Annotated in this window: 10 protein-coding genes; 3 read left to right on the top strand and 7 right to left on the bottom strand. The window is 45.0% G+C overall.

What is annotated here, in order from left to right; all coding sequences use genetic code 11:
* Positions 1-11 precede the first annotated feature (11 nt).
* On the bottom strand, positions 12-1,001 hold the full coding sequence (locus BN3456_RS05990; RefSeq protein ID WP_089983236.1) for a rod shape-determining protein: 990 nt from the start codon (positions 999-1,001) through the stop codon (positions 12-14).
* 380 nt (positions 1,002-1,381) lie between these two features.
* Here BN3456_RS05990 and uvrB point away from each other — a divergent pair, with 380 nt between their 5' ends.
* Together uvrB and uvrA are read left to right on the top strand one after the other, a co-directional pair.
* Positions 1,382-3,376, top strand: coding sequence for an excinuclease ABC subunit UvrB (gene uvrB, locus BN3456_RS05985; protein WP_089983235.1), 1,995 nt, complete (start codon positions 1,382-1,384; stop codon positions 3,374-3,376).
* Positions 3,377-3,392: 16 nt separating this feature from the next.
* Complete coding sequence (gene uvrA, locus BN3456_RS05980) at positions 3,393-6,242, top strand: excinuclease ABC subunit UvrA (protein WP_089983234.1); 2,850 nt, start codon at positions 3,393-3,395, stop codon at positions 6,240-6,242.
* A gap of 30 nt (positions 6,243-6,272) precedes the next feature.
* On the opposite strand, the gene ytvI is transcribed toward uvrA, so the two are convergent.
* From ytvI to tig, 6 genes are all read right to left on the bottom strand, one after another.
* Complete coding sequence (gene ytvI / locus BN3456_RS05975; protein WP_347457880.1) at positions 6,273-7,445, bottom strand: sporulation integral membrane protein YtvI; 1,173 nt, start codon at positions 7,443-7,445, stop codon at positions 6,273-6,275.
* Positions 7,412-7,999, bottom strand: coding sequence for a ribosome biogenesis GTP-binding protein YihA/YsxC (gene yihA / locus BN3456_RS05970; RefSeq protein ID WP_089983232.1), 588 nt, complete (start codon positions 7,997-7,999; stop codon positions 7,412-7,414). The genes ytvI and yihA overlap by 34 nt, the downstream gene beginning before the upstream one ends.
* A gap of 20 nt (positions 8,000-8,019) precedes the next feature.
* Positions 8,020-10,344: an endopeptidase La gene (gene lon / locus BN3456_RS05965; protein ID WP_089983231.1), complete on the bottom strand. Its 2,325-nt coding sequence runs from the start codon at positions 10,342-10,344 to the stop codon at positions 8,020-8,022.
* A 70-nt stretch (positions 10,345-10,414) separates the two neighbouring features.
* The gene (clpX, locus tag BN3456_RS05960) at positions 10,415-11,686 is read right to left on the bottom strand and encodes an ATP-dependent Clp protease ATP-binding subunit ClpX (protein ID WP_089983230.1); all 1,272 of its coding nucleotides are present in this window, start codon (positions 11,684-11,686) and stop codon (positions 10,415-10,417) included.
* Between the two features lie 25 nt (positions 11,687-11,711).
* Positions 11,712-12,293 carry an ATP-dependent Clp endopeptidase proteolytic subunit ClpP gene (clpP, locus tag BN3456_RS05955; protein WP_089983229.1) on the bottom strand — a complete coding sequence of 194 codons (582 nt, stop codon included), beginning with the start codon at positions 12,291-12,293 and terminating at the stop codon, positions 11,712-11,714.
* Between the two features lie 15 nt (positions 12,294-12,308).
* Positions 12,309-13,595, bottom strand: coding sequence for a trigger factor (tig, locus tag BN3456_RS05950; RefSeq protein WP_089983228.1), 1,287 nt, complete (start codon positions 13,593-13,595; stop codon positions 12,309-12,311).
* A gap of 376 nt (positions 13,596-13,971) precedes the next feature.
* On the opposite strand from tig, the gene BN3456_RS05945 reads away from it, so the two are divergent.
* Complete coding sequence (locus tag BN3456_RS05945; protein WP_089983227.1) at positions 13,972-14,418, top strand: CYTH domain-containing protein; 447 nt, start codon at positions 13,972-13,974, stop codon at positions 14,416-14,418.
* The last annotated feature ends 170 nt before the right edge of the window (positions 14,419-14,588 follow it).

Raw genomic sequence — 14,588 nt, 5'->3', positions numbered from 1 at the left:
TTGCCTCCTGGTTAAATGTCACTTCTCCCGCTCATAAATTCCACGAACTGGCCTGTCCCGATTGCAACGACTTTCATAGGATCTTCGGCCGTCATTGTATGGATTCCCGTCCTTTCTTCTATCATCTCTTCCATACCTCGCAGCATAGCGCCGCCTCCCGTCAGGACGATTCCCCTGTCCAGGATATCCGCCGATAATTCCGGGGGAGTCTGCTCCAGGATATTGATGACCGCCTCCACAATCTGGCCGGTAGACTCGCGAAGGGCTTCTTCTGTCTCTGAAGATGTCACTTTGACAGTCTTTGGAAGTCCTGTCACAAGATTACGCCCTCTTACTTCCAGACTTTCTTCTTCTGCAAGGGGATATGTTGTGCCTATCTTAATCTTGATATCTTCTGCAGTCCGCTCTCCTATTAAAAGGTTGTGCTTCTTTCGCATGTAGCGGACGATTGCCTCATCGAAATCATCGCCGGCTATCTTGATGGATGTATTGACCACAGTACCACCCAGAGAAATGACCGCAATATCTGCCGTACCGCCTCCGATATCCACAATCATATTTCCGCAGGGTTTGGAAATATCAATCCCTGCCCCGATAGCTGCTGCCACCGGTTCCTCTATAAGGTGCACTTCTCTTGCTCCGGCGGCGAAAGTGGCCTCTTCCACCGCTTTCTTCTCCACCTCTGTGACACCGCTGGGCACACAGATGCTGATCCGTGGTTTCTTAAATGTTCTCTTTCCCAGGGACTTCTGGACAAAATATTTAATCATCTTCTCAGTCACCGTATAGTCGGATATAACACCCTGGCGCAGTGGGCGGACTGCCACAATATTACCCGGGGTTCTGCCCAGCATAAGGCGGGCTTCTTCCCCGATTGCTTTAATCACATTCGTATCCCGGTCAAAAGCCACCACAGATGGTTCCTTAAGTACAACTCCCTTTCCCTTTACATATACAAGCACACTGGCTGTTCCTAAATCTATTCCAATATCTATAGGCATTTTAACTCTCCCTTCCAGAACCCTTATTGCATTTCTTAATTTTCTTTGTATCTCACTGCCGTCTCATTGACAAGGCATAATTCCTTTGTAAATATTTTTCCACTTCATCTTCTTTTCTATCACAGCTCTCCCCAAGCTGCAACACTAGTATAATAAAATTTCCCTGAAATGGAAACCCTTTTTTAAAATTTTACTTTTTCTTTATGATATACTGTTAGTATGGTGTCTGCAGGTATCTTTTTATACTCATGAAGATAATAATACAGAAAGCAGGAATATACAGAACAAACATTCGATTCATCTCTATACTTTTTGAACATATTCTGCTATAATCAATTTTAGCACAATGTAAGACTATTGCTAAATCATATGAGGTGACTATGAGCGAACAAAAGTTTAAATTACAATCCCCCTACAGCCCCACCGGGGACCAGCCCCAGGCAATTAAGGAACTGGTCCGGGGTTTTAAAGAGGGCAATCAATTTCAGACTTTGCTGGGGGTTACGGGATCCGGCAAGACATTCACTATGGCGAATATAATCCAGCAGATTCAGAAGCCGACCCTGATAATTGCACACAACAAGACACTTGCCGCTCAGCTCTACGGGGAGTTCAAGGAGTTCTTTCCCGAGAATGCGGTGGAGTATTTTGTATCTTACTATGACTACTATCAGCCTGAGGCTTATGTGCCTTCATCTGATACGTATATTGCCAAAGATTCCGCTATCAATGACGAAATCGATAAGCTGCGCCTGTCTGCCACCATGGCTCTGGCGGAACGCAGGGATACAATTATCGTTGCCAGTGTCTCCTGTATCTATGGACTAGGCAGCCCAGTGGATTACCAGAACATGGTCGTTTCTCTGCGACCGGGCATGACTCGAGACAGAGATGAAGTAATGGCAAAGCTTATTGAGATCCAGTACGACAGGAATGAAATGGATTTCCACAGAGGTACCTTCCGGGTGCGTGGCGATGTGCTGGAGATAATCCCCGCCAATTCTGCCGACACAGCGATTCGGATTGAGTGGTTCGGCGATGAAGTGGACCGGATTGCGGAAATCGACATTCTCACCGGAGAGATAAAAGATGAATTGAAGCATATCGCTATATTTCCGGCTTCTCACTATGTTGTAGACAAGGAAAATATATCCAGGGCCGTTAAGGCTATCGAAGCGGAACTGGAAGAGCGCGTAAATGAATTTAAACGCCAGGACAAGCTGCTGGAGGCACAGCGAATTGCAGAACGCACGAATTTTGATATTGAAATGCTCAAAGAAACTGGATTCTGTTCCGGAATTGAGAACTACTCCCGTCATATGGCAGGACTGGCACCGGGACAGCCTCCCTACACATTAATTGATTATTTTCCGGACGATTTCGTGATTATGATCGATGAGTCCCACAAGACTGTACCACAGATTGGCGGCATGTATGCCGGTGACCAGTCGCGGAAATCCACCCTTGTGGACTATGGATTCCGTCTGCCCTCGGCAAAAGATAACCGTCCCTTAAATTTTGAAGAATTTGAAAGTAAGATTAATCAGGTTCTGTTCGTCTCTGCCACACCCGGATCCTATGAAGATGAACATGAACTGCTCCGGGCCGAACAGGTGATTCGTCCCACGGGCCTTTTGGATCCTCACGTAGAAGTCCGCCCGGTGGAGGGCCAGATCGATGATCTTGTGGGCGAGATAAATAAAGAAGTTTCAAAGAAAAACAAAGTCCTTGTCACCACTCTTACCAAACGGATGGCAGAGGACCTCACCGACTATATGCGTGAAGTTGGTATACGTGTAAAATATCTGCACTCCGATGTGGACACACTTGAGCGCAGTGAAATCATCCGTGACATGCGGCTGGACGTATTCGATGTCCTTGTAGGCATTAACCTTCTGCGTGAGGGACTGGATATTCCTGAGATCACTCTGGTTGCTATCCTGGATGCGGATAAAGAAGGCTTCCTCCGCTCATCTACCTCTCTGATTCAAACTATAGGGCGTGCAGCGAGGAATTCCGAAGGGCATGTCATTATGTATGCCGATACTGTCACAGACTCCATGCAGATCGCCCTGGATGAAACAAAAAGACGGCGCGAGATTCAGATGAAGTACAATGAAGAGAACAATATTACACCTCAGACCATACACAAAGCAGTCCGGGATTTAATCAGTATCTCTAAAAAGGTTGCCGCCGAAGAGATGAGAATAGAAAAAGATCCGGAATCCATGAGCAAAAAAGAACTGGAAAAATTAATCGCAGATTTGTCAAAGCAAATGAAAAAAGCTGCTGCAGAACTGAATTTTGAAGCTGCTGCGGAGCTTAGAGACAAACTGATAGAGTTAAAGAAAACTCTGAATGAAATAGATAAGTAAAAAGCAAGGAGATAAGATGGGGAAAAAAATGAACGCCAGAGAATATATTAGGATACGAGGCGCAAATGAAAATAATTTAAAAAATATTGATGTAGACATTCCGAGAAATGAGCTTGTTGTACTTACGGGACTCAGCGGCTCCGGAAAGTCTTCTCTTGCATTTGACACGATTTATGCAGAGGGACAGAGAAGATATATGGAATCTTTGTCCTCCTACGCAAGACAATTCCTGGGTCAGATGGAAAAACCCAACGTAGAAAGTATAGAAGGGCTCTCTCCTGCAATTTCCATCGACCAGAAGTCTACGAATCACAATCCCCGTTCCACCGTGGGGACCGTGACGGAAATTTATGACTACCTTCGTCTGCTTTACGCCCGTGTAGGAATTCCACACTGCCCGAACTGCGGAAAGGAAATCACAAAGCAGACAGTGGACCAGATGGTAGACCAGATTATGCAATTGCCGGAACGCACAAAAATCCAGCTTCTGGCCCCTGTCGTCAGGGGGCGAAAGGGAACCCACGTTAAACTGCTGGAAAGGGCCAAAAGAAGCGGATATGTTCGGGTAAGGATTGACGGCAGCCTGTATGAGCTTTCTGAGGAAATTGTCCTGAATAAAAATATGAAACACAATATTGAGATTATTGTAGATCGTCTGGTTGTGAAGCCCGGCATTGAAAAGAGGCTCACCGATTCAGTGGAAAGTGTGCTTTCTTTAGCCGAAGGACTTCTTATTGTAGACATTATCGATGGTGAGCCCATGAATTTCAGTCAGACTTTTTCATGCCCGGACTGCGGCATCAGTATTGACGAGGTCGAACCTAGAAGTTTCTCTTTCAATAATCCCTTTGGGGCATGCCCGGTCTGCTTTGGTCTTGGGTATAAGATGGAGTTTTCTGAAGATCTCATGATCCCGGATCCGTCACTTAGCATTAACCGGGGGGCAATCGCAGTCACGGGCTGGCAGTCCTGTACGGACAAATCCAGCTTCACCAGAGCAATCCTCGACGCTTTATGCCAAGAGTACCACTTCGATCTGGATACTCCATTTGAAGACTATCCCAGACAGATACATGATGTTATTCTCTATGGCACCAACGGCAAATCCGTCAAAGTTTATTATAAAGGGCAGCGTGGCGAGGGCGTCTATGATGTTGCTTTTGAAGGTCTAATCAAAAACGTAGAACGTCGTTATCGAGAAACCGGCTCGGATACCATGAAGACAGAGTATGAAAGTTTTATGAATATTACCCCCTGCCCCGAGTGCGGCGGGCAGAGGCTGAAGAAGGGTGCTCTGGCCGTCACCGTAGGAGACAAGAATATTTCTGAAGTCACCACTTTGTCCATTGACAAATTCCAGAAGTTTTTGAAGGAACTTCAACTGACTCAGACACAAATGATGATCGGAGGACAGATTCTCAAAGAGATTACCGCACGCATTCAGTTTCTGATGGACGTAGGGCTGGAATACCTGACTCTGGCAAGGGCAGCCGCATCCTTATCAGGGGGTGAAGCACAGCGAATCCGTCTTGCCACACAGATTGGTTCCGGTCTGGTGGGCGTAGCATATATTCTGGATGAGCCAAGTATTGGTCTTCATCAAAGGGATAACGATAAGCTGCTTGGTACCTTAAAGCATCTCCGTGATCTGGGAAACTCATTGATTGTTGTGGAACACGACGAGGACACCATGCTGGCAGCGGACTGTGTGGTCGATATTGGCCCGGGAGCCGGCGAATTCGGCGGTGAGGTTGTCGCCATAGGCACAGCCCAGGAGATTATGAAGAATAAAAACTCAATTACCGGCGCATATTTGAGCGGCAAAATCCAAATTCCGGTTCCCGAAAAAAGAGAGAAGCCAACTGGTTTTCTCAAAGTGATCGGAGCGAGCGAAAACAACCTAAAAAATATAGATGTGGATATTCCTCTGGGGATCATGACCTGCGTAACCGGGGTATCCGGTTCCGGAAAGAGTTCTCTGGTAAACGAAATATTATATAAAAAACTGGCAAAAGAGTTAAACCGGGCAAGGACAATCCCCGGAAAGCACAAGAGAATTGAAGGAATGGATCAGATTGACAAGGTCATCAATATTGACCAGTCTCCCATCGGGCGCACGCCACGGTCCAATCCCGCAACATACACTGGAGTATTTGACTTAATCCGGGATTTGTTTGCCGCAACGCCGGATGCAAAGTCCAGAGGCTATAAAAAGGGAAGATTCAGCTTCAATGTAAAGGGCGGACGCTGTGAAGCCTGCAACGGCGATGGAATTTTAAAGATTGAGATGCACTTCCTGCCGGATGTCTATGTCCCATGTGAAGTGTGTGGCGGAAAACGCTATAACAGGGAAACACTTGAAGTTAAATATAAAGGGAAAAATATTTATGATATTCTAAATATGACTGTGGGTGAAGCTCTGAGCTTTTTTGAACATGTTCCCAGTATCCGCAGGAAGATGGAGACACTTAACGATGTGGGTCTTTCTTATATCCGTCTCGGCCAACCCTCCACAGAGTTGTCCGGAGGTGAGGCACAGCGGATAAAGCTGGCCTCCGAACTAAGCCGACGCAGCACAGGAAAGACTGTTTATATTCTGGACGAACCGACGACAGGGCTTCATTTTGCCGATGTCCATAAACTGACGGAGATTCTGCGCCGGCTTTCTGGTGACGGAAACACTGTTATTGTTATTGAACACAATCTGGACGTCATAAAGACTGCGGATTATATAATTGACATAGGTCCCGAAGGCGGGGACAAAGGCGGAACTATTGTAGCCACCGGTACCCCCGAGAAAGTGGCACATAACCCCAAATCTTATACCGGAAAATACATCGCTGAAACTCTCAGCAAAAGCAAATAATAGTGTGAGGAGTCTGGCAGTTCAGACTCCTCATTTCTTTTTATCGGGTTCTTCTCTTAAGCCCAGAATTCCATCCACCAGAAGCGTCACATCGTTTAAAATATAATCAAAAGCTCCTGCCCGTATCATATTAATCAGTACCATGCCGATGGGCACTGCCAGAATCATTCCAAGGATACTGCTCACCTTATATCCTATATAAAGTAAAAGAAGTGTCACAAGTGGGTTCAAACCCATGCTGTCTCCCACAAACTTGGGCTGAACCAGCTGGCGCATCAGCTGCGTCAGAATATAGACAATGATAAGAGCAACTGCCATCTTATAATCTCCCATGAGTCCCTGGTAAAGAGCCCACGGTATCAGTGCGGTACCCGTCCCAAAAAATGGGAGAAAATCCAAAAAAGAAATTAAAAACGCAATTAATATAGAATAATGCACGTCAAGCACTACAAAACTAACAAAAAGAACTACGAACACAATCGCCATAATTTTGAATTGCGCTTTAAAATATCCTCCGACTGCATATTTCAGGTTATCGCTTACCAGTTCCATTCTCTTTGCAATCGAAGGCGGTGAAACCTTTTTCATCCATTGAATTACTTCTTCTCTGTTCACCGTAAACAAATAGGCCGACATCATTGTCACAATAAATGAAATCAGATAAGACGGAAGGCGCTTTGCAAAGTTTCCGGCCGCAGCCACTGTCGGTTCGCTGATGTTTGCAACCACTTTGGCTGCATACTCATTCAGGTTATCTACCGCAGTGTCCCAGCCACTCTCCACTCCCTGGGGCAGCCTGGAAAACACACCTGAAAGCGCGTCTCCGATTTGTTCCAGTCCTGATTTAAATTGAGCATATAAATTCGGCGAATTTGATATCAGATCTCCTATTTCTCCGACAATATGGCTGATTGCAAAATAAATCACCAATACAATCAAGACCAGAACTATAACTACAATAAGAGCAGATCCCAGCTTTTTAACAATCTTCAGTCTTTTCTCCAGCCAGTTAACTACCGGGGTGGCAATTGTAGACATAATCCACCCAATAACAAAGGGCATAAAAAACCCCAGCGCTTTTATTCCAATAATCACAAAGGCTGCTGTCGCAGCCAGACTAAACACAAGACTCACAATAATCTGCCAGTAGGGCCGTCTGCTCTCCATTGTCATACCCCCAGTTGTGTCTCCACAAACTCCCATATCTCATCCCGACCTTGTTTTGTCACAGATGAAAAGGGAATAATCTTTGCATCTTTTTCAAGTTCCAGTCCTTCTTTGACCATTTTTATATGCTTCTGGATCTGGCTCCTCTTTAGTTTGTCCAGCTTTGTCGCTATGATAATCGGCTTGTAGCCCTGCTCCACAATCCATCGGTACATCATCTTGTCATTGGAAGAAGGTTCGTGCCGGATATCAAGCAAAAGGAAGACAGTTTTCAGCCGGGAAGAGCTGTGCAGATAACGTTCCACCAGCCTTCCCCACTGCTCCTTTTCCTTCTCGGAAACTTTAGCATACCCGTAACCCGGAAGATCTACAAGGTACATCTCTCCATTGATGTTGTAAAAGTTGATTGTCTGCGTTTTTCCGGGTGTTGCCGAAATTCTGGCATAGGATTTTCGATTCATCAGCGCGTTGATTAATGAAGATTTTCCTACATTAGACTTCCCTGCAAATGCGATTTCCGGCTTATCATTATCCGGAAGCACACTTGTTATGCCGCATACCGTCTCCAAATTAATATTCTTGATAACCATCCCATGTCCTTTCCGCAGACTTATTTTTCTGTTACAAGAGCTGTTTTGAGTACTTCATCCATATTTTCCACAGGCAGAATTTCCAGACCTTTTGTAATCTCACCGGATAGTTCTTCCACATCCGCCTGATTTTTACCGGGAACAAGTACTGTCTTAATACCGGCGCTTTTTGCGGCAAGCAGCTTCTCCTTCAGTCCTCCGATGGGAAGAACTCTTCCCCGGAGTGTAACCTCACCCGTCATTGCCAGGTCTGCTCTGACCTTATATCCGGTAATAGCTGACAACATTGCAGTCGCCATAGTAATTCCTGCAGACGGTCCGTCCTTAGGCACTGCTCCCTCCGGTATATGTACATGAATATCGTGCTTTTCAAAGAAATCCTCTGCAACCTTGTACCGGTCGCTTACAGACCGTATATAACTGATTCCTGTACGTGCAGATTCTTTCATTACATCACCCAGCTTCCCGGTGAGCATAATTTCCCCATCTCCGTGCATGACGTTCACTTCAATCTGAAGTGTATCGCCTCCTACACTGGTCCAGGCAAGCCCTCGCGCAATGCCTACTTCATCAGAAGGATTTACCATCTGATATGTATACTTTTCCTTCCCCAGATATTTATGGATATTCTTTTCTGTTATTATAACCCTCTTTTTCTTTGTTGTCAGTATTTCTTTTGCAGCTTTTCTGCAAATGTCTCCTATCTTTCTCTCCAGCTGTCTGACTCCCGCTTCTTTTGTGTAGTTGCGTGCCATCTTCCAGATTGCAGGTTTACTAAAAGACAGTTGTTCCGGTTGTAATCCGTGCTTTTGAATCTGCTTTGGTATCAAATGCTCCACCGCTATGTGCAGCTTCTCATTTTCCGTATAACTGCTGATTTCAATAACCTCCATACGGTCGACAAGTGGTCTGGGTATGGTCTGGAGCGTATTTGCTGTCGTAACAAATAAAACTTCAGACAAATCCAGGGGGAGTTCCAGATAATGATCCCTAAACTTGCTGTTCTGTTCGCTGTCCAGCACCTCCAGAAGGGCGGAAAACGTATCCCCCTTATAATCTGTACTCACCTTGTCAATCTCGTCTAAGAGCATTACAGGGTTCTTCACTCCCGCCGATTTCATCGCCTCTGCTATCCTGCCCGGCATCGCTCCCACGTAAGTCTTTCTATGTCCTCTGATTTCCGCCTCGTCCCTGATTCCTCCCAAAGAGATTCTCACATAAGGCTTCTTCAATGCTCTTGCAAGAGATTTTGCAATGGAGGTCTTCCCCGTCCCCGGAGGGCCTACAAGACATAAAATAGGGCTCTCACCCTTCTTTGTTAAAGAACGAACCGCCAGAAATTCCAACACTCTCTCCTTGACCTGTTCCAAACCATAATGGTCCTCTTCCAAAATCTTCCGGGCATATTCTATATCCCGGCTGTCCTTTGCCACCTTGTCCCAGGGCATTTCCAAAAGATTCTCAATATAAGTACGGATGACTCCTGTCTCCGCCGGACTGTTCAGAGAATTTTTAAAACGCCCTATTTCCTTTGTAAGCTTCTCTTTTACTTCTTTAGGAGCCTTCAGTGCTTTTGCTGCCTTTTCAAACTCATCTGCATCCGAAAGTGTGGTATCATCTCCCAGTTCCTCACGTATTAGTTTTAACTGTTCCCGTAGAATATATTCTTTCTGATGCTTGTCTACTCTCTCTTTTACTTTTATCTGAATCTGCTCTTTGATATCCATAATCTGCACTTCATTCACAAGCTTGAATGCCAGTGCTTCATATCTCTTCCAAAAATCTGTCTCATTTAAGATTTCCTGAAGATCTTTATAAGGCAGCGGTGTGTTTGCGGCGACTTCATCCACCAGCTTTATCAGACCCTGCACCTCCAGAATCTGAGCAACCGACTCTTTGGACATCTTACCGTTTTTTGCAGCGAAATCTACAAACATATCCTTTAAGCCGCGCTCCATAGCCTCTCCGTTCAAATCATCCGGTATGGTAATTTCAGAATCGTCAATTTCCTCCACGCTGGCACGCATATAGGGTTCTTCATACTCTATATTCTGAAGCACACCTCTTTTTTCTCCTGCCACAAGAACCCGGACAATATGTCTGGGCAGCTTGATAATCTGCTTGATTGTCCCGATAGTTCCTACCTCGAACAAGTCCTCCTGCTTTGGTTTCTCGACTTCAGCGTCTCTCTGGGTTATCATAAAGATCTTCTGGTCTTCCACCATAGCTTCTTGAATCGCTGCTATAGACTGCTCCCTGCTTATGTCAAAATGTACGACCATCTCCGGCATAATCGTTATGCCTCTTAAGGCTACCATAGGAAGGCTCTGTGTCCCACTATTCATATATGTCTTTCCTCCTGCGTTTCAAAATATAGTATAAGAAAGGCGGATACTATTGCACCCGCCCAATTTCCTATGCACTCTCTGATGTAAGAAATGATCTGCGTTCTTCCCCGTCACACTCATAAAGGGGATTTCCTGTTCCTTTCACCACTTCTTTTGTTATCCGGCATCCCTTGATTGTATCATCAGACGGCACCTTAAACATCGTGTCCATCATAATGTTTTCCATAATAGCCCGCAGGCCTCTGGCTCCGGTCTTTCTCGCAAGAGATGTCTCCGCAATTGCCAGAAGAGCATCTTTATCAAATTCCAATCGCACTCCGTCTAATTCCAGCAGTTTTTGATACTGCTTTACGATTGCGCTCTTTGGTTCTGTTAAAATTCTAATCAACGCTTCTTTATCCAGCATATCCAGAGATACTGTAACCGGCAGACGTCCCACCAGCTCCGGTATCAATCCAAACTTCACCAGATCCTGAGGCAGTACCTGATGTAAAAGAACATCCACATTCTCCTCGTGTTTAGAAGCAATTTCAGCATTAAAGCCGATAGATTTCTTATCAAGACGTGTCTCAATCAACTTATCTATCCCTTCAAAAGCGCCTCCGCAGATAAACAGGATATTGGTGGTGTCGATCTGTATCAGCTCCTGATGGGGGTGCTTTCTTCCGCCCTGAGGCGGAACAGAGGCCACTGTGCCTTCGATGATTTTCAGCAGGGCCTGCTGAACTCCCTCCCCCGACACATCACGGGTAATGGAGGGATTCTCTGACTTTCTCGTAATCTTGTCAATCTCATCAATATAGATAATACCATGTTCAGCACGCTCTATATCTCCGTCCGCAGCCTGAATTACCTTCAGCAGAATATTCTCCACATCTTCCCCCACATAACCTGCCTCAGTCAATGCTGTAGCATCTGCAATCGCAAAAGGTACATTTAATATCTTTGCCAATGTCTGGGCAAGCAGGGTCTTTCCGCAGCCGGTAGGCCCAAGCATCAATATATTGCTTTTCTGCAGTTCGACGCCCAGATCCTGTTCAGCCATAATCCGCTTGTAATGATTGTAAACGGATACAGAAAGAACTCTTTTCGCCTCATCCTGTCCGATGACATATTCATCCAGAAACGTCTTTATTTCTTCCGGTGTCAGGAGGTTAATATCTTCGTATTTGCTTCCTTCCTCGTATTCAAATTCTTCTTCAATAATTTCAGAGCACACCTCGATGCACTCGTCACAGATAAATGCTCCGTTGGGTCCCGCTATCAGTTTCCGCACCTGCGACTGTGTCTTATTGCAGAAGGAACATCTCACTGCTTCTTCGCTTACTCTTCCTGCCATAATGCTATCTCACCTCATATTGCCATCAATGATTGGCAATTACTTCGTCTATTAATCCATATTCCTTTGCTTCCTGGGCAGTCATAAAATTATCTCTCTCTGTATCGACTTCAATAACTTCCAAATCCTGCCCTGTATTTGCAGCCAAAATCTCGTTTAACTTCTTGCGGGTCTTTAAGATATGGTCCGCCGCAATCCGAATTTCAGTTGCCTGTCCCTGAGCTCCGCCTGAAGGCTGATGAATCATAATTTCTGAAGAAGGCAGCGCAAAACGCTTTCCCTTCTTTCCGCCTGAAAGCAGGAATGATCCCATACTTGCTGCCATGCCGATACATACTGTAGAAATATCGCACTTAATATACTGCATCGTATCATAAATTGCCAGTCCGGCTGTTACAGATCCTCCCGGGCTGTTAATGTAAAGCTGGATATCCTTGTCCGGATCGTCCGCCTCCAGAAATAGAAGCTGCGCAACAATCACACTTGCCGACACGTCAGTTACTTCTTCTCCCAGAAAAATGATTCTTTCTTTTAATAATCTTGAATAAATGTCGTAGGAGCGTTCCCCCCGGCTGGTTTGTTCAATGACATAAGGTACTAAACTCATTTAAATTCCTCCTGTCTACTCTTCAACTGCAGCATCTGCAATAAATGTAACTGCCTCCTGCACTGCGATATCTTCTTTCATTTGTTCTTTCTCACGATCACCCATGAATTCTTTAAGCTTATCCATTTCCATCTGGTAAGCATCCGCCATCTTCTGCAGTTCTTCATCCAGGCGCTCATCAGAGACTTCAATATTCTCAGCTTTTACAACTGCTTCCAGAACCAGCCTCGTCTTAATCTGTTTCTCTGCCTGTGGCCTCATCTCTTCTTCCATCTTCTGTGCTGTCATTCCCGTAAACTGAAAATACTGCTCAACTGACAGACCCTGCTGCTGAATGCGGCGTGCAAAGTCTTCTGTCATCTGTTTCACCTGACCGTCGATCATGGCCTTAGGGATGTCCATCTGTGCATTCTTCACAGCCTGCTCTACGGCCTGATTTTCTTTCTGTTCTTTATATTCGCGCTCCTTGCGCTCTTCAACATTCTTCTTTACTTCTGCCTTGTACTCTTCCAGTGTATCATGCTCCGACACTTCAGATGCAAACTCATCATCCAGTTCAGGGAGCTCTTTTGCCTTGATTTCATGTACAGTACATTTGAACACCGCCTCTTTACCGGCCAGCTCTGCTGCCTGGTAATCCTCCGGGAATGTCACCTTTACTTCCAGCTCTTTATCAATCTCAGCACCGATCAGTTGTTCCTCAAATCCCGGGATAAATGAACCGGAACCAATTGTAAGAGGATAATTCTCAGCCTTTCCGCCTTCGAACGCCTCCCCGTCTGCAAATCCTTCGAAATCCAATACTACCTGATCTTTGTCCTGTACTGATCGGTCTGTCACCTCGATAGTTCTTGCGCTCTTCTCACGTTCCTTATCAATCTCTGCGTTGATCTCTTCTTCTGTGACTCCCTCCGGTGCCTTTTCCACTTTCATTCCCTTATATTCGCCCAGTGTAACTTCCGGTTTTACTGCAACTTCAGCTGTAAAAATAAAGGGTTTGCCTTTCTCTATCTGAACCACATCAATCTGAGGCTGGGAAACCAGCTCCAGCTCACACGCATCGTATGCTTTGCCGTATGCGTCAGGAATCATACGGTTTACCGCTTCATCATAAAACACTTCCGGTCCATACATCTTTTCAATCAGCTGCCTCGGAACCTTTCCCTTGCGGAATCCGGGAATATTAATCTGTCCGCGCTGTTTCAAATATGCGGACTGAAGTGCTTTCTCTACATCCTCTGCACCGACTTCGATGGTTAGTTTGGCCATGTTATGTTCTAAATTTTCTACCTGTAAACTCATTTTTATTTTCCTCCTTGATTTGTAACATAATAGATAATATGAAAATCATTCGAATGGTAATTTTGCTTTCGCAGTCATTGAAAGAGTATATCACATTCAGTACTAAATTTCCAGTATTTCTTATATAAAGCTTCTATTAAGCTTCTATAAACACACTTGACTTCTTTATATTTTATTCCCTTCTGCCTTAGAATTTACCTGCAATTTCCACATGTTCTCAGTGTAACAAATGATAAATAAAAATGCAATGGTTTACATTTCAAAGCGGGCATATTAAGATGGTACCAGATTCACAGAGTGCGGAGCAATCCGCACATATCATACATTAGTCAAATACCCCGGCTCGTTGCTCGAGGGAATAAAGAAGGAGTCAGCCATGGAAATTGAACGTAAATATCTGATAAATGAGAAAAATGTTCCTGCCAATCTACATGACTATCCCTGCCGGAATATTGAACAGGGTTATCTCTGCCGGGAACCTGTCATCCGTATCCGCAGGGATAATGAGGAATACATCCTCACCTACAAATCAAAAGGACTTATGGTGCGAGAAGAATATAACCTTCCTCTCACAAAAGAAGCATATGAACATTTAAAACCCAAAACAGACGGAACATTTATCCGCAAGACCCGGTATATGCTGCCCTTGAGGGATAACCTGACTATTGAACTCGACATATTTCTGGGGAGCCTCGCCCCACTGGTTTTAGCCGAGGTCGAATTTCCCGACGAGGAATCTGCCAATACTTTTGTGCCTCCTGTCTGGTTTGGCGAAGATGTCACCTTATCCTCTCGTTACCATAACAGTACGCTGAGTATTTAGCAACTTTCTGTTGCACTTTTATGTAATACTACGTTTTGTCGCAATCATTTCTATTTACAGGGAAAATTGTTATAATTTATAACATCTGTACAGAAGAGCAGAAATATCCACAAGCAGCTCTTGCAAGCTTGCTTGCTAACGAGCTGCTTGTGGATATTTCTATCCGGCGT

This window comes from Clostridium sp. C105KSO13, from assembly GCF_001517425.1.
GTDB lineage: Bacteria > Bacillota > Clostridia > Lachnospirales > Lachnospiraceae > Muricomes.
The sequence above is the reverse complement of the archived record's forward strand: the minus strand, read 5'-3'. Positions and strand labels throughout refer to the sequence as shown.